This is a genomic window from Agrobacterium sp. ES01 (assembly GCF_050320885.1).
Lineage (GTDB): Bacteria > Pseudomonadota > Alphaproteobacteria > Rhizobiales > Rhizobiaceae > Allorhizobium.
The window spans coordinates 860,341-876,917 of sequence record NZ_JBNQTH010000001.1 but is presented as its reverse complement, the minus strand read 5'-3'; the positions used below and the strand labels follow the sequence as shown (position 1 = coordinate 876,917).

The 16,577-nt window shown below is 58.8% G+C and carries 13 protein-coding genes; 8 read left to right on the top strand and 5 right to left on the bottom strand.

Annotated features, from left to right (window positions below; genetic code table 11):
• Positions 1-41 precede the first annotated feature (41 nt).
• From ACQQ2Q_RS04400 to ACQQ2Q_RS04380, 5 genes are all read left to right on the top strand, one after another.
• A complete protein-coding gene (locus ACQQ2Q_RS04400) occupies positions 42-2,138 on the top strand; it encodes a TonB-dependent siderophore receptor (RefSeq protein ID WP_428186477.1) in 2,097 nt (698 codons plus the stop codon).
• A gap of 153 nt (positions 2,139-2,291) precedes the next feature.
• Positions 2,292-3,098, top strand: a complete 807-nt coding sequence (locus ACQQ2Q_RS04395; RefSeq protein WP_428185803.1) for an ABC transporter ATP-binding protein — start codon at positions 2,292-2,294, stop codon at positions 3,096-3,098.
• A gap of 15 nt (positions 3,099-3,113) precedes the next feature.
• Positions 3,114-3,989 carry an iron-siderophore ABC transporter substrate-binding protein gene (locus ACQQ2Q_RS04390; protein ID WP_428185802.1) on the top strand — a complete coding sequence of 292 codons (876 nt, stop codon included), beginning with the start codon at positions 3,114-3,116 and terminating at the stop codon, positions 3,987-3,989.
• Complete coding sequence (gene fhuB, locus ACQQ2Q_RS04385; protein ID WP_428185801.1) at positions 3,986-5,962, top strand: Fe(3+)-hydroxamate ABC transporter permease FhuB; 1,977 nt, start codon at positions 3,986-3,988, stop codon at positions 5,960-5,962. Before ACQQ2Q_RS04390 ends, fhuB begins: the two co-directional genes overlap by 4 nt.
• Before the next feature lie 809 nt (positions 5,963-6,771).
• Positions 6,772-7,917 (top strand): ROK family transcriptional regulator, encoded by a 1,146-nt coding sequence (locus tag ACQQ2Q_RS04380; protein ID WP_428186476.1) that lies wholly within the window; start codon positions 6,772-6,774, stop codon positions 7,915-7,917.
• A 59-nt stretch (positions 7,918-7,976) separates the two neighbouring features.
• On the opposite strand, the gene ACQQ2Q_RS04375 is transcribed toward ACQQ2Q_RS04380, so the two are convergent.
• Genes ACQQ2Q_RS04375 through ACQQ2Q_RS04355 form a run of 5 tightly spaced genes read right to left on the bottom strand, consistent with a single transcriptional unit; the run spans position 7,977 to position 14,374 of the window.
• Positions 7,977-10,115 carry a beta-galactosidase gene (locus ACQQ2Q_RS04375; RefSeq protein WP_428185800.1) on the bottom strand — a complete coding sequence of 713 codons (2,139 nt, stop codon included), beginning with the start codon at positions 10,113-10,115 and terminating at the stop codon, positions 7,977-7,979.
• A 17-nt stretch (positions 10,116-10,132) separates the two neighbouring features.
• A complete protein-coding gene (locus ACQQ2Q_RS04370) occupies positions 10,133-11,269 on the bottom strand; it encodes an ABC transporter ATP-binding protein (protein WP_428185799.1) in 1,137 nt (378 codons plus the stop codon).
• A 47-nt stretch (positions 11,270-11,316) separates the two neighbouring features.
• Positions 11,317-12,168, bottom strand: a complete 852-nt coding sequence (locus ACQQ2Q_RS04365; protein WP_428185798.1) for a carbohydrate ABC transporter permease — start codon at positions 12,166-12,168, stop codon at positions 11,317-11,319.
• A 3-nt stretch (positions 12,169-12,171) separates the two neighbouring features.
• The gene (locus ACQQ2Q_RS04360) at positions 12,172-13,053 is read right to left on the bottom strand and encodes a carbohydrate ABC transporter permease (protein WP_428185797.1); all 882 of its coding nucleotides are present in this window, start codon (positions 13,051-13,053) and stop codon (positions 12,172-12,174) included.
• Between the two features lie 58 nt (positions 13,054-13,111).
• Complete coding sequence (locus ACQQ2Q_RS04355; RefSeq protein ID WP_428185796.1) at positions 13,112-14,374, bottom strand: ABC transporter substrate-binding protein; 1,263 nt, start codon at positions 14,372-14,374, stop codon at positions 13,112-13,114.
• Positions 14,375-15,382: 1,008 nt separating this feature from the next.
• Here ACQQ2Q_RS04355 and ACQQ2Q_RS04350 point away from each other — a divergent pair.
• The 3 genes from ACQQ2Q_RS04350 to ACQQ2Q_RS04340 all read left to right on the top strand — a co-directional run bounded on the left by ACQQ2Q_RS04350 (position 15,383) and on the right by ACQQ2Q_RS04340 (position 16,325).
• Positions 15,383-15,631, top strand: a complete 249-nt coding sequence (locus ACQQ2Q_RS04350) for a hypothetical protein (RefSeq protein ID WP_428185795.1) — start codon at positions 15,383-15,385, stop codon at positions 15,629-15,631.
• Entirely contained in the window at positions 15,628-15,915 is a 288-nt protein-coding gene (locus ACQQ2Q_RS04345) for a DUF1488 family protein (protein WP_428185794.1), read from the top strand. Before ACQQ2Q_RS04350 ends, ACQQ2Q_RS04345 begins: the two co-directional genes overlap by 4 nt.
• A 242-nt stretch (positions 15,916-16,157) precedes the next feature.
• Entirely contained in the window at positions 16,158-16,325 is a 168-nt protein-coding gene (locus tag ACQQ2Q_RS04340) for a hypothetical protein (RefSeq protein WP_428185793.1), read from the top strand.
• Positions 16,326-16,577: the final 252 nt, after the last annotated feature.

Below are 16,577 nucleotides of genomic sequence, written 5' to 3'. Positions count from 1 at the left end.
TGGGACGAACGTCCAAACCGTGCGGCAAGTCGCTGCCGCGAATGACGGGCAGCACATTGGCTGCCGCTTCTGTCATGCTGGCCGGGCAGGCATTGGCGCAAGACAGTACCGCTGACGGTAGCACCCAATTGCAGGTTATCGTGGTGGAAGGCAAAACCGATCGTCCGATCGGGCCGGACACGACGATTGTTGCAAAGGATGCGACCACGGGCACCAAGACCGATACTCCGGTCATCGATGTTCCGGCCTCGGTTTCGGTCGTGACCCAAAAGGAACTCGAAGCGCGTCACGTCGACAGCCTTCAGCAGGCGGTTTCCTACACGTCCAGCGTTCTTGCCGACGAGTTCGGAAATGACGACCGCTATGACTATATCCGTATCCGTGGTTTCGATCAGACAACACTCGGCACTTATCGCGATGGTCTGGCAGCCAGAATACCGGCCTGGTTCACAGCCAGTCGCCTTGAACCCTACGGTCTGCAGCGGGTGGAGGTGCTGAAGGGCTCCACCTCAACCTTGTTCGGCCTTAATGGACCTGGCGGTCTGGTCAATGCGATCACCAAGCGTCCCCAGGATGAAAAACATGGGGAAGTGTACACATCCTATGGGGATGGCACGAAGGAAGTCGGTGTGGATTTCGGCGGTCCGATCGATGCGGATGGTGTCTGGACCTATCGTTTGACCGCACTTGGCAAGGATGGCGACCAGGGCTGGGACTATTCCAACGATGACCGCCTCTATGTCGCGCCCGCTCTGACCATCAAGCCGCAGGAAGGCACGTCGCTTACGATCCTGACCGACTATTACAAGCGTGACGGAACGGGCGCGCGCGGTTTCCCCGAAGGTGCCACTGTCGATATCGATACCTTCCTGGGCGAACCGGATTTCAATCGCTTCAACACGAAACAGGCTGATTTCGGCTACCAATTCGAGCACGAGATCAATGAAAACCTGACCTTCCGCTCGAATGCGCGTTACACGCATCTCGATCTCGACTATGCCGAAGTTTACGGCGGCTCTCTGGATGCTTCGGTTAACCGGAAAGCCTTCTCGGTGGACGGGATGTCCAATCGCTATGCCATCGACAATCAGCTGCAATATGACACTGGTTGGGGTAACTGGGACAGCAAGACGCTCGTCGGTGTGGATTACACCAACGACAATACCCGTGAGACTATTCTTTACGGCAGCGCCAGCGGGATCGACATCAACAATCCAAGCTATTGCGGCATGGCATGCATAAGCCTCGGTCCCTATGTGAATTGGCGGGTCAAGCAGGAAGCCGTCGGACTTTATGCGCAAGAGCAGCTCACCTTCGATGACCGCTGGATTGCAACAATCGGCGGGCGTTGGGACCATGTGCACACGACCGCAGATTATCTGGACACCGGCACCCGCGATGACGATACCGCTTCTGCCTTCACCAAGCGCATCGGCCTGACATACAAGTTCACGCCCAATCTTGCGGCCTATGCGAATTATTCCGAGAGCTTCCAGCCACTCGTTGCCCCCAGCGGCAACGGTTACGCTGTTTCGGGCTCATTGAAGCCCCAGGAAGGTCGGCAATACGAAGTGGGCCTGAAGTATCAGCCGGATAGCTTCAATGGCATGTTCACGCTGGCCTATTTCGATCTCACCCAAACAAACGTGCCGACCTATGTCAGCCCCATCCTGCAGGAGCAGATCGGCGAAGTCGGCGTGCGTGGCATCGAATTTGAAGCCAAGGCTGAAATTGTCGATCATCTCAACCTGACGCTCGCCTATTCCTACTGGGACGCAGAGATCCTGAAAAACGGTACGGAAGGCAATGAGGGCAACAGACCGTCGCGCGTTCCACGCCACCTGGCATCTGCCTGGGTGGACTATACCATTCCCGGAGACGATCGTCGCGGAGACCTGACTCTGGGTGGCGGTGTTCGCTATATCGGTCAATCTTACGGCGATGACGCCAACACAGCCTCGATCGACGCCTATACGCTGTTTGATGCAGCGGTGAGCTACAAGGTGACGCAGGATCTGACATTGTCCGTCAACGCCACCAACCTCTTCGATCGCAAATTTGTCTCCACGGCCTACTACGGTACGGAATATTACGGCGACCGCCGAAAGGTCGTCGGCACACTCAAATACACATGGTGATGAAACGCCAGATTTGACAATCAGCTTTTGCGCCATGGAGCTATTACCCATGGCGCAAAATCATTTCTGCCGGGGACCTCTCAACGAGCCAAACAGGCTTTGTTGATATCCGGGCAACGAATTTGAAGTGCATTTTTTGGACGAGGCACAACCGTGATCAATGCAGCAGCAGAACAGGATGACGCACCAGTGACTTTTGACGTTGCAAACCTGGAGCTTTCCATTGGCGAAACATCCATTCTTTCCAATGTGAATCTCAAGTTTCCTGCAGGCGAAGTGGTTGGCCTGGTCGGTCACAACGGTTCCGGCAAATCCAGCCTCCTCAAGATCCTGGCAAGACAGGTTTCACCCTCCAGTGGAACTGTTCTGTTTGAAAACCAGGAGGTGCAGCAATTCGGCGACCGGGACTTTGCACGGGCTGTCGCCTATCTTCCACAGGATCTTGGCTCCGGCGCCGACATGACGATCCGTGAACTGGTCGCCTGTGGCCGTTACCCATGGCACGGTGCACTTGGCCGCTTCACCAGCTCCGATGAGGACTTCGTCAATGCGGCCTTGCGAACCACTCACCTGGAAGCATTTGCCGAGCGCATTGTCGGGACCCTGTCCGGCGGCGAGCGCCAGCGTGCCTGGATTGCCATGCTGATTGCCCAGGATGCGCGGTGTCTGCTGCTCGATGAGCCGACAGCGGCTCTGGACGTTGCTCATCAACTCGACGTGCTGTCTCTCGTCAGGCGGCTGGCTCATGAGAGCGGACGCAGTGTCGTGGTTGTGCTGCATGACATCAACATGGCAGCACGATATTGCGATCGGATACACGCACTCAGGGGAGGCCGTGTGGTGGCGACCGGCAGACCGACTGAAATCCTCCTGCCGGCCACCTTGAAGACGATATACGGCATCGAAATGAATGTCGTGTCTGCGGCTGATCTATCCCATCCGCTCGCATATGCTTGTTGAGTGGAGGCCAAGAGAATGATCTCGCGGCGTTCCCTGATTTCATGTGCGCTGGCCACTGCCTGCGCGCCTCCCGCGCTCTTTGCTCAATCCGTATTCCCTCGGATTGTCAGTCTGGATTACGGCCTCGCCTCGACGCTGTTATCGCTTGGGGTGACGCCTGTTGGCGTTTCCGACCTTGCCGATTGGGACAAGTGGGTTGTTTCGCCGGAAATGCCGGACAGTGCGGTCGATATCGGCAGCGCCTACGAGATCAGTTTCGAGGCTCTTGTCCAACTGAAGCCCGACCTGATCTTGACCACGCCCTATCTCGACGAATTGAAGCCAAGATTGGATCCGATCGCAGAGGTCTTGCGTCTGGAAATTTACGCCCCCGACATGGGCCCGGTGCTGACGGCTGCGGTTGCTGCGACACGAAAGCTCGCCGATCGTCTTGGCCTGCAGCGGCAAGCGGAAGATTTTCTGGCCCGATCCGATGCTTTCTTCGATCAGTGCCGATCGCGACTGGCCGGCAAAGACATTCCAGCCGTCGCGTTGGTCAATTTTATGGATGCCCGCCATGCACGCATCTATTCGAGCCCCGGTCTTTATCACAACACCCTGGAGCGGATCGGGGTCCGAAACGCCTGGACCCGTCAGTCAAACTACTGGGGCTTTGAGACGATCGGGATCGAGGATCTGTCCGCGATCGAAGACCGCGACGCACGCCTCATCGCCTTTGAGCCGGTGCCAGCGGATGTCCTGCCAAGTCTTCATCAAAGTCCCCTTTGGCAAAGACTGCCCTTTGCGCAACCCGGTCACATATCGATCCTCCCATCGACTTTGATGTTCGGCATGGTCAACGAGGCGGTCCGCTTCGCCGGACTTTTGACAGATTTACTGGAAGGCGCATGACCAAGTCTTATCGTGACCATGTCGGCCCGGCGCTGGTTGTTCTGCTCCTGCTCACTGTCGGGCTTGTCGCATCATGGGCGCTCGTTTCACCGGTGCTTTCGGCCCCTTCGACGGGCGACTACGATATCCAGCGAATGGTGCTCTGCTACTCGACGCTTCCGCGGCTGGCGACTGCCTTGATTGTCGGTGCAGCGCTTGCTTTGTCGGGTATTCTGTTCCAGCAGGTTTTACGCAATCCACTTGCCGATCCAACCACATTGGGGGTGTCCGCAGGCGCCAATCTTGCCCTTGTGCTTGTCTCGCTCTTTCTGCCTGGGCTTCTGGGTGCGGGGCGCGATGTCGTTGCGCTGACAGGAAGCTCTGTCGCTGCAGCAATTGTCATCGGGCTTGGCGCGCGACGTAGCTTTTCACCTTATTCACTGGTGCTGTCTGGTCTCGTCCTGAGCCTTTGGTGCGGTGCGCTATCGGCCATTCTCACCTATCTCAACGAACGCTATCTCGCGAGCCTGTTTATCTGGGGCGCCGGGTCACTTGCCCAGACAAGCTGGAGCATCCCGGTGTCGCTGCTATGGAAGGTCGGGGCGGTGGCTGTTTTGTCTGCCTTCACGGTCAAGCCATTGGGCTTGCTTGATCTTGGTGAGACCGCTTCCCGTGCTCTCGGCGTCAATCTTTTCCGCCTCCGCCTGATGGTGATCGCTTGCGCCGTGGCGCTGGCCGCTTTTGTCGCAAGCGCCGTCGGCGTGATCGCCTTCATCGGCCTCGTGGCGCCGACAATTGCGCGACTGGCCGGAGCACGTCGACCTCAACAACTGTTGGTTTGGTCGCCACTCATCGGCGCAGCATTGCTCTTTGTCGCAGATAGCCTGCTTCAGCTCTTCGCGGGAAGTCTGACTGAATTTTTGCCCACCGGCGCAGTAACGGCGATCTTCGGCTCCCCCTTGTTGCTGGCACTTCTACCGCGCCTGAAAATTCGGCATCGCATTCAGCAGACAGCGGCCCGCTTTGTTTCCCGCCGCAAGAACGTCGCGAGATCTCTGCTCTTCGGCATCGGGCTGCTTGTTGTGTTGCTTGTCTTCAGCAGTTTGATGGGTCGAGGCTCCGATGGTGAATGGGCCCTCCTGTCTGGCGAATTCACGGACAAGATATTGGCGATCCGACTGCCCCGCGTCCTCTCGGCGCTTGCCTCGGGCGCCATGCTTGCCGTGGCGGGAACGATCCTGCAGCGGCTGACCGGTAATGAAATGGTAAGTCCGGAAGTATTGGGTATCAGTGCGGGTGCGACCTTCGGCATGGCCATAGCCCTTTTTGCAGCGACCACGGGACTGCCCAGCCGGCTGGCCTTCGCAGCCCTTGGTGCGCTGCTGGTCCTTGCAATCATCTTCATCAGCTCCCGGCGATCGGGGTTTGCGCCGGAGCGGGTTCTTCTTGCTGGAATTGCACTCAGCGCCATGGTCGACGCGGTCGTCGGCATATTGAGTTCGACCGGAGATCCTCGTGCGGTGCTTTTGATGCGCTGGATCAGCGGGTCGACCTATCTGGTGGAAGCAGGAAGCGCCATCACGGAGACCGCCATTGCCGTTCTACTGATCGCAGCAGCGCTATTGTCACGGCGCTGGCTCGATATTCTGCCGTTAGGACCGTCTCCATCCGCCGCAATCGGCCTCCCGCTCTCACGCGCTCGCCTGATGCTGTTCGGAATTGCTGGTCTTCTGACAGCGGCAGCAACCCTCACCGTCGGCCCTCTGTCCTTCGTCGGTCTGATGGGGCCGCATCTGGCCCGGGAGGCGGGTCTTCCGCGTTCCTTACCGCAAATGATTGGTGCAGCCTTGATCGGCGGGGCACTCATGGTGCTTGCAGACTTCATCGGCCGAACGCTCGTGGCACCCTATCAAATACCAGCAGGCATGGTGTCAGCGCTCGTCGGCGCGCCCTTCCTGATATACCTGATGACAAGAAAGGCGAAAGCAATTTAGTTGCGGGAGGCTGCGAATCGAAGCTGATGTGTCGCGCAATGTAGTTCCATTGGCAATGATGCAGATGGGGTGCAGTTTAGGAAGGCAGCTTGTCGGATTTGTTCAATGACAAGGAGGAGCTTGTGGCAAGCCAGCTTTGCGCATCTCCGTTACTGAAACCCGCCAGTCTCCCCACGGCCCCCTTGCGGCCATCGATCGCGGGTCCCAGCCAGTTTTCTCCGCCTTCTGCGAACAGGACAGGTCGCATGGATAGCAGCGGCCGAGATCGTCCACGTTGTTGAGAAGACGCCACTTTTTCGTGCGGGAGATGGTCGCAGATTTGGATTCGAAAATCGGTCAAAGATAGGTTGCCTGGGAAACCTGGATTCTCACATGATTTCAATGACTTAGTTGAAAAGCCTTGAAATTCCCTCTGTTTTCCCATCGCGAGCGACCGTGGATGCCACCTTTGTGCCTTGGCTTTGGGCATCAGTCAACAGGGCGGACGAGCGGCAATTATTTCCGCGTGCAAACGCCAAGCCTGCCGTGACTTTGCAAAAAGCCTAGAGCGCCCAGATGGCTTCAATTGAGTCGCTCAGGCGACGCAACATCGATACAAAAGACGCTATCCGCTCTCGGAAAAAACAGTCACACAGCAACCATTGAGGCAGAAATCCAACCTGGAGCTCACAGTCACTTTCCGGTCCATCCCCCTCTGCCGCATTCACGCGACAACGCGATCTCGATTTGCTAACTGGATATCTCGTCTTGCTCGCAGCAGTGTTTGGAGTGTCAATTTCGTGAAAATTGATCAGCGTATGACCCGAGCCATGAACCGGCGGCTCATACTCAATCTTCTTCGACGTGAAGGACCAGCGAGCCGGGCGGACATCGCGTCCGTGACCGGCTTGAGCCCGGCGGCCGTGACCTTCGTCATCGCAGACCTGATTGCAGAAGGCTATCTGCGGGAAGGAGAGACGCAGCCCGGTGCCAGCGGAAGACGGCCGATCCCGATCGAACTCAATTACGGCGGCCATTATGCGATCGGCATCAAGATGAATGTCGGCACGCTCGGCTGTGTCCTCACGGACTTGTCGACCTCCGTTCTGTCCAGTCTGACGGTGGAATACAAATCGTCCGAGCCAGCGGATGTGCTTGATGCGGCAGAGCAGGCGGTCATCAGGTTGCGGCGCATGGCGCCCGATCCGCAGGGAAAGCTGATCGGCATCGGCTTCTCCATGCCGGCCACCGTCGATATCGAGCAGTCGATTTGCGTACAGAGCCGCCGCTTCAACTGGGAGAACGTCCCCTTCGGCAAGATGCTGCAGCAACGGGTGAACGCGCCCGTCTGGATGGAGGACGATACGCTTGCCTTTGCGCTGGCGCAGCACCTCTTCGGGCTCGGGCGGCATCACCAGGTCTTCACCGCGCTCGCTCTCGGTGTCGGCATCGCCTGTGCGACGGTCAATGACGGTGTTATCCATCGCGGTGCGTCCGGGCGGGCAGGCAAGCTGGGCCATGTGACGCATGATCCAAATGGACCTCTGTGCGAGTGCGGCCGAAAGGGGTGTCTGCAAGCCTTCTACTCAGAGCCCGCGATCGTCGAGAGCTGGCGAACAGAGCGCGGACTTGCGCGCGGCGTCGACCGATATGCCATGAAGGAGGCGGCGATCCAGGGCGACCCCTTGGCCCGGCGGATCCTGAGGGAGGCCGGAGAAGCCATCGGCTATCACCTCGCCGACGCCGTCAACGTAATCGATCCCGAGGTCATCATCGTCGGTGCCGAAGCCGTCAGCTTCGGGGACCTCTTGTTCGGACCCATGCGGGAGAGCCTGGCGGCACGTTGCTACGCGGATCCACCGGCCATCGTGCCCGACGAACGGGATAATTTCTGGAGCTCGGGAGCGGCGGCTCTGGCGACCCAGGCGCTGTTCAACTTCCAGGCAACGGGAAGCGGCCTGATCGAGACCGACTAAAGAAAAGGGCGGTGGATTTGCGATCCACCGCCAGTTTGTCGGGAGGTTATCCTAGTGGATCAGGCCAGCTCGATGACCATGCAGCCATAGGCTTTAAGTTCAGTCTTGCCTGACACCTTGTCTCCCGTCAGCAGATCCTGACCTGTGGGAAGGCTTGCGAGGTCAACCGTCGTTTCGCGGGTATTGAGCACGAAAAGCAGGCGCCTGTCGGCCGAACTGCGCAGGGAGACCTCGATGCCCGGCGGAAGATCAGGAACGAGAGGAGAGACGCCGCAAGGCGCGAAGAGTTGATCCTGCAACGTCTCGACGAGACCCGCGGTGAGATAGGTGGCGAGATAGACGACCTGTCCTTTGCCCACCTTGCGGCGCGTGATCGCTGCTTCACCTTCGATAAACCGGTTGGACCAGTGGGCCAGGACCTCGACATCCGTATCGGTTTCGATCCGCTCGTAGAGATGTTCGGCCCGGATCTCGCGTCCAGCGAAATCCAGGGTATAGATGCGCTCAGTCGATGAGGATGCAGGAGTATTGGGAGCGTCGTAGAAGCCCGCCTGCGGCACGATCCTCTGGAACAGGCCATTTCCATTCTTGGCGATGATCCGACCAAATTCCGTCACTCGGACGCCGCAGAGTTTGGCCAACGCTCCGCCCGGAGCCTGTTCCCGGATGATGTGATTGTTGATGTCGCGCGTGCCCGTCATTGCTCCGACGATGAGTGTGCCACCCGCTTCCACGAAAGCCTCTAGCCTTGGTGTCCATTCCGGCTTCCACATCACCCAATGCGGCACATAGAACACCTTGAGGCGGGAAAGGTCGTCTTCCGGATGCACGAAGCCACAGGCGACACCGCGCTTGTAGCACTCCAGATGAAGAACGGTGCCATCATCCTGAGGCGAGGGAAGACCGATCGGATAGGTCTTGTGGGCTTCCTGGTTATCAAAATCGGCGCCGGCAATGCCGATGTCGATATGCACCGCTGTCCCCAGCAGGCGGCCCTTGATCTTGTGAATGTCGGACGCAAACTGCTTTGCTTCCTCGAAACGTCGGCGCGGCGCGTCGTCATGGTCGATGACGCCCATCCAGTAGATCTCTGCGCCGAAATGTGCCGGACGCCAGCGGAAGAACATCAGGCCGTCCGCCCCGCGCGCAACGGAGGACATCGCCATGCGGCGCATCTCGCCGGGTTCCGGTGTCATCGTCGTGAAGGACGGCTGGCTGCCGAGGCCCGATGCCTGTTCAGGCACGAGGAAATTGCCGCTATGGCTTCGGCAGAGATCGAGTTGCAGCGCCTGGGTCGCCGGATGGCCATTGGTGCGCCGCAGTTCGTCGTAGAGCATCGGATAGATGTCGAAGCCGATGAAGTCGAGATCCTGGCCAAACTCGGCCCTGAAATCGATGTCCTGCAGATTGCCCAGGTTGTGAAAGACAAACCAATCGGGATTGGTGGCGCGCAGGATCTCGACCTGGTCGCGCTGGAAAGCCGCCGTCGACCATGCGAGGAAGCGGTGATAGTCCTGCACATGGCCGGGGCTCAGATGCGATGGCGCCATGGGATGCGGCAGCACGACCTGGTCGAAATTGTCGTAGGCCGTTGCCCAGAAATGGCCGCCCCAGGCGAAGTTCAGGTCATCGATCGTTGCGTAGCGGTGGCGCAGATAGTTGCGGAAGGCGATTGCCGTGGAATCGGAGAAAGACTCCGAGACCGTTGTGTTCAGCTCGTTGTCCGTCTGCCAGCCGATGACATGCGGATTGTCCTTGTAGTGCTGCGCCATTGCGGCCGTGATGCGGCGGCTGTGCTGGCGCAAAACAGGGCTCGTCGTGTCGCAGTGCTGCCGTGACCCATGGCTTGCGCGGCGACCGTTTCGATCCACACGAAGCACTTCGGGATAGTTCAGCGTCAGCCAGCGCGGCGGGGTGGCGGTCGGCGTGCAGAGGATCGTCTTGATGCCGGCCTTCCCGAGCACCTCGATCGCGCGGTCGAAGAGGTCGAAGTCGAACTTGCCTTCGAAGGGCTCCCAGATATGCCAGGCGAACTCGCCCATGCGCACGACATTGAAGCCGGCTTCCTTCATGCGTTCGGCGTCACGTTGCCAATAGCTTTCGTCGACATGCTCAGGATAGTGCGGAACGCCAAGCAGAAAGTCGTCGAGATTGATCGGCCGCCAGGCGGAAAGGGGGGCGGGTTGGGTCCGTTTCATGGGGATGCTCCTGGTATTCAGATGGCTTGCAGCGGCTTGGGTGCAGTCAGGGTCTGGCCGTCGGGGCCGAACAGATAGACATCGGCGATGTTGAAGCCGACCGTGACGGCGGCATCACTCGAAAAGGGGACGATCTGCGGCACCTGGACCGTGATGTTTTCGGTCCCCGTATCGGAGCCCGAGGTCTTGAGCGGCGAGGCGTCGGCATAGAACACGGTCTCGCGTCCCAGATGTTCGACCAGCCGGATGCGCGTGTTGAAGGTGACTGCAGCAGCGCTCTCGGTGACCAGCTTTTCGGGTCGAACGCCGAGGGTGATCCTGTCGCCCACGGACAAAGCCTGCGCCTGCGGAATATCGAGGCTGATGGCTGGTAGACCGTCGATCGCCGTGGTGACGACGCTGCCCGAGATGCTCGCGACCGTGCCTTGGAAGAAGTTCATGCGCGGCGCGCCGAGGAAACCGGCCACAAAGAGGTTTTTCGGATTGTTGTAGAGTTCGAGAGGCGAGCCGACTTGCTCGATCTCCCCCTTGTTCAAGACAACGATCCGCGTTGCCATCGTCATCGCCTCGACCTGGTCATGGGTGACGTAGATCATCGTCGAGCCGAGTTGCGCATGCAGCGTCGAGAGTTCCACGCGCATCTGGGTGCGCAGTGCCGCGTCGAGGTTCGACAGCGGCTCGTCGAACAGGAAGACTTCGGGAGACCGGGTGATCGCACGGCCGATCGCGACGCGCTGCCGCTGACCGCCAGAGAGCTGCTTGGGCCGTTTGTCGAGTTGTTCGGTGATCCTGAGAATCACGGCCGCACGTTTCACGGCCGCATCGATTTCCGCTTGCGGACGCTTCGCCATTCTCAGGCCAAACCCCATGTTCTCGGCGACCGTCATATGCGGGTAGAGCGCATAGGACTGGAACACCATGGCGATCCCGCGATCACCAGGCTCCTCGTGGGTCACATCACGCCCGCCGATCGAGAGCGTGCCGGAGGTCACGGTTTCCAGGCCGGCAATCGTCTTCAGCAGGGTCGACTTGCCGCAGCCGGATGGACCGACCATGACGATGAACTCGCCCTTGTCGATAGTCAGGTTGATATCCTTCAGAGCGTGAAACTGCGCGTAGTGCTTCTGGAGGTTTTCGAGTTTGACGCTGCTCATCGGTCAGCCCCTTGCAAGTTTGAATGTGAAACGTTGGACATGATCCGTCATCCCTTGACGGCGCCCATGGTCAGGCCGGAGACGAAGTGCTTCTGCATCAGGAAGAACATCAGGACCGGAGGAATGGCGACGAAGATCGTGGCGGCAGAGACAATGTTCCACTGCGACACCCATTCGCCCTTGAGGTTCGCAAGGCCGGCCGTTACGGGCTTCACCGCATCGCTCTGGGTCAGCACAATTGCCCAGAAGTAGTCGTTCCAGATGAAAGTGAAGGCAAGGATGGCGAGGGCTGCCAGCGCCGGTCGAACCAGGGGCACCACGATGTGGATCAGGATCTGCCAGGGCGAGGCGCCTTCAGCCCGTGCCGCCTGAAAGAGTTCCACAGGCAGGGCTGCGATGAAGTTACGCATGAAGAGGGTGGCAAATCCGGTCTGGAAGGCGATGTGGAAGGCCATCAAGGCGAAGAAGGTGTCGTAGAGCCCGAGCGAGACCATCAGATCGCGGATCGGGATCATCATGATCTGCTGCGGCAGGAAATTGCCGCCGACAAAGATGACGAAGATCGCCATGGCGCCGGGAAACTGATAACGCGACAGGACGAAGCCGGTCATGGTCGAGAAGACCAGAACCATGATCACCGAAGGAATGGTGATGATCAGGCTGTTGATGAAGTATTGAAGCATCTTCGTTTGCTGGAAGACGGCGACATAATTGTCGACCAGGCTGAACTCGGTCGGCCAGCCCCAGTAATTGCCCGCCATCACATCCTCGAACGAGCGAAACGAGGTCATCATGATGGCAAAGAGCGGCAGAAGCCACAGCAACAGAATGGCGCAAACCATTGCCATATAGGCCATGCGGGTGCCGGTCTCTGTCGTCGGTATGGGACGAGGATACATGGCTTAAGACCCTTTCTCTGCCTTGATCAGACCGCGCAGGTACCAGGCAATGAAGACGGACATGATGAGGAACAGCACCGTCGCGATCGCTGCGCCGTAGCCGAAGCGGTAAGAGAACAGCGACTGCTCATACATCTGGTAGGCGAGCACCGTGGAGGAGCCGAAGGGCCCGCCTGCTGTCATCACCGAGATGATGTCGAAGGAGCGAAGCGCGCCGACGAGGGTGATGGCGACAGCAATGAAGGCCACCTGCGTGAGTTGCGGCAGAACCACGTGCCGAAGCATGCTCCAGCCGCGTGCACCATCAACCCTGCCTGCGCCGATCAGTTCTTCATCGAGATTGTTGAGGCCGGCGAGGAACAGCACCATGCAGAAGGCGATCTGCGGCCAGAGGGCAGCCGCGATCACGGCGAAGGTCACCAGATGCTCGTCGGAGAGCAAAGCGGGGGCGACCGCGCCCATGGCACCGTAGATGATTGCCAGCAGGCCGAAGGTCGGATCGTAGAACCAGTTGAAGATCACGCCGACCGTCACGGTGGCCAGCACCAGCGGCATGAAGAACAGCGACTTGACGAAACGCATGCCGGCAATCTTCTGGTTGACCAGAAGCGAGATCGCGAGCCCGGCGGGCGGGGCGAGCAGAAACATCACGAGCCAGATGACGTTGTTCTTCAGCGAGGTGTAGAACTGCGGATCGTCGAGAAGTTCGATGTAGTTGCCAAGCCCGATCCACGTCTTCGGCCCCATGCCATCCCATTGGAAGAACGAGATCCAGAAGGTTTCGATCGACGAAGCCACGATGATCACCAGGAACAGCAGGAGTCCTGGTGCGAGAAGAAGAGCTGGCGTCAGCCAGCTTCGGTGTCGCCGCCACCAAATTGTCATGGAAGGTTCCCGTGAGTTTTGGCGGGCGAACCATGGTCCGCCCGCTCTGACAGGTTGATCAGCCGTGGATGCGCGCGCGGGTGCGTTCGATCTGGGCGAGGATGGTCTCGCGCCGTTCCGGCCGTGCCATGAATTCCTGCAATCCCTTCAGTCCTGCCTGTGCAAGGTCTGGATCGCTGTCACGGTCGTAGAACTGCGCCGTGCCCTTGACGCTCTTCAGCGCATCGACCGCCATGTTGAGGATCGGGTCATCGCCGATCGGGCAGTCGCTGCGGGCCGGCACATTACCTTCCGGCTCCAGATAGGCCGACAGGTTTTCCGGACGATAGAAATAGGCGAGGAACTCGCGTCCCACATCCTTGTTCTTGGCGCCTGACGGCATGTGGATGGAATCGACCGAGAAATCCTCGTACTGGTCCAGGCCCGCCTTGATCTCGGGGAAGGGGGCAAACCGCACCTGCGGCAGGTCTTCCACTGGAAAGGCTTCCTTGATGAAGTTTCCGAGATCCATCATCGCCGCCTTTTTCTGCGACAGGGCTGCTGCCGCCGGATCCCAGGCAAACGAGGTGTGGTTCGGCGTGAACAGGTCCGCCTTGATCAGCGCTTCCCAGCGATCGAAGATTTCGGTGAGCGAGCCATCGGTATATTTGATCTTGCCGGCCATCAGGTCCATGTGATGCTCGAGGCCGTTGATGCGCAGGTTCATGTGATCGAACCAGCCGCCGCAGGGCCATTGATCCTTGGTGCCGATGCTCATCGGCACGATGCCGGCGGCCTTGGATTTCTCGGCAAGGGAGAAGAAGTCGTCGAATGTCTTCGGGACGGACAGACCGAACTGGTCAAACGTGTCCTGGCGGTAGAACAGTCCCCAGAGAATGCCGCCGGTCGGAAGACCATACTGCTTTCCGTCGACGGTGACCGATCCCAGCGTGTTGCCGATGACATCGGCATAGTTCTCGCGCGCCACCAGATCGGAAATATCCTCGAACAGGCCGCGCGTGACGAAGGAACGCATGCGGCTGCCGGAGAACCAGAAGCAGATGTCGGGCGGGCTTGTGACGAGATAGTTGCGGATCGCCGTCTTATGCGCCTCGTGGTCCATGTTGTTGACCGAGACGGTAACGCCGGCTTCCTTGCCGAAAGCAGCCGCAATCGCTTCCAGCGCCTGGCGCTGACCCGCATTGCCGCGGTTTGAGATGATGGTCAGTTCGCGGGTCTGGCCAATGGCAGGCGTCGACAAAGCAGAGGCTGCAATGGCCGAGCCCGTGGTCGCCAGAAAGTGGCGCCGCGACATTTCGAAACGGTTATTCGGAAACTTCATGATTTTGCTCCTCCGTCGGTTTTCCCAATGCCGACGAACGCAAAAGGCCAGATCGCAGGGCCGCAGTCAAGAATTAATTTAATAAATAAATTATCTGAGCTGTTTGAATTAGGTTGCACGAGCGAGGAGTGCCTGTCATGGGCTCCTTCCCCGAGCCGCGCGTTCAAATCGAGGGTCCCCAGCCAATTTTACGAGACCCAAATGAGCACGACGGATGACCAGAAAAACAGATGTCGTAAGTGCCCAAGTTGTTGAGAAGACGTCGCTTTTTTCTGTGAGAAACAACCGCCAAATCTACGCGGAAAACCGACCTAAAATGGCCCGCCTGGGGAGCCTGGATTCTCACATGATTTCAATAGCTTAGTAGAAAATCCCTGAAATTCCCTCTGTTTTCCCGTCGCGAGCGACCGTGGATGCCATCTTTGTGCCCTGGCTTTGGGCATCAGTCAATAAGGGGAGGTCGAGCGGCAATAATTTCCGCTTTCGGGCTAAGTTTCACCTTCCTGCGGTCGCCGCGCGGATGGTCGCTATGCGCTCCCAACTCGGCCATTGACGTTGGTCGGTTGGATACCCAATAGCAGTCGATCAGCTCGCCCTGTCAGCAATGCGGTGCGAGCGAGCGTGGATTTATCGTTAGGCCCCGGATTTGACCTGACGTGAACATGGCACCAGAGCGGCAATTATTTCCGCATCCACGCCAGCGCAAGGAGTGTGAATCGCGACGACAGATTTTGTGGATCGCTCTAGCCGCGCCGCTCAGGTTAAAGACATGCCGCAGCAGGCCATCTCTTCTTTGAAGGCGGCCGTTAAGGAGAGTTTATTCGTGCCGGAGTGACGCGCGGCACGGACCATATGACAACGGCTTCTTCAATCACGCCCTATGGATGTTTTTCGAAGGATCTTGCAAGTTCTGATAAGCGAGCCCATATTCACTGAAGTGGCAGCCATTGAACGGGCACTGCCACTTTCTGGGCGGCACTCACCCTGGCCCCAATAAAGGAGGACGTCATGTCTTCCGACCTTCATCAGCCGATTGGCAGCTTCGACATCAGCATCATCAGAAACGCCATCCGGCATGCCGGGTTTCGCTATGAAGAACCACTCTGCGAGCTGGACCGTGGCGCGGCGCGCCATGCGCTGACGCTGTATCAGAATGGCGTCCGCAGATCCGCCGATTTAAGCCCTGCCGTGAACCTCTGGGCAGACAAGGCCGTCCTCGCGCGGCTGAAGAGCAGCAGTCGGGTCGCGAGCCTGTGACCCTTTCCTTCCCCAATTCGACCCGCGCCTATGACGAGGCACGCGGTTTCATTCGTTTCATCGGGCATGATGGCTTGAACCAGGTTCTGTTTCTATTGCCTGTCGCACTCTTTGACCGTGAGGGGGTGACCAGCCGCCGGAAAGAGCGCGACTATCTCCTGGCATTCGATCGCCTGCGGGAACGCATCCTGACGACAGCGAAGCAAGCCTATCAGTCTCGGCGACGAAAAACGATCAAACTCGATCTCAGTGCATTCGGGTCGTCCCTCCAGTCGGCGACCTGACGACGCCAATCAAAGCGCTTGGCGAACTTGAAAGAGGTACACGTCATGGTCGATCGTCAGCAATCCACTGCAGTGATCGTCCATGACGACCGCCTCGGCCAGACATTCGGCCTTCGACAATGCTGAAAAAAGATCCTCCAGAGTGTGAGCCAACCCTGGCTGAGGAGGCGCTTCTCCACCGCTCAAGCTACTCGAGCGCGGGACTCCAGGCGCAGTCAGGTGGCAACTATGCAAGAGAGGTCGTGATCATCGACCGCCTTCTCAAGGCAATTGTCATGAGCGATATGCAGGCAGCCATCTGGGAGACTGTCGTCTTCAGTCACGCTGCGGCTCTGTCGCGCTGGGAGGGCGAGGGCGGGAGTCCGTGCGGTGGCGATCAGGCCGTTACGCCCGAGAAGCGAGGCATCTGATGGAGCCTTCGGACAAGGTGATCATACTGGCTGACATCCGTAAAAAGCGGATCGCGTCTGCGACGTGTCGGCCGAACGTCTTCGACATCAGGTCAGGGGCCGGGAAGCGGCCGGATTGCAGAATCCATCCGTTTACACAGCCCTTAGTCCCGGCTCTGGAATGCCGGACTCCGCCAGGGTCGCGTCGCCCTGGAACGGAACCTGGAGGCTACGGGACCCGCGTAATCCCGACGCGCGTGAATCCACCATGCG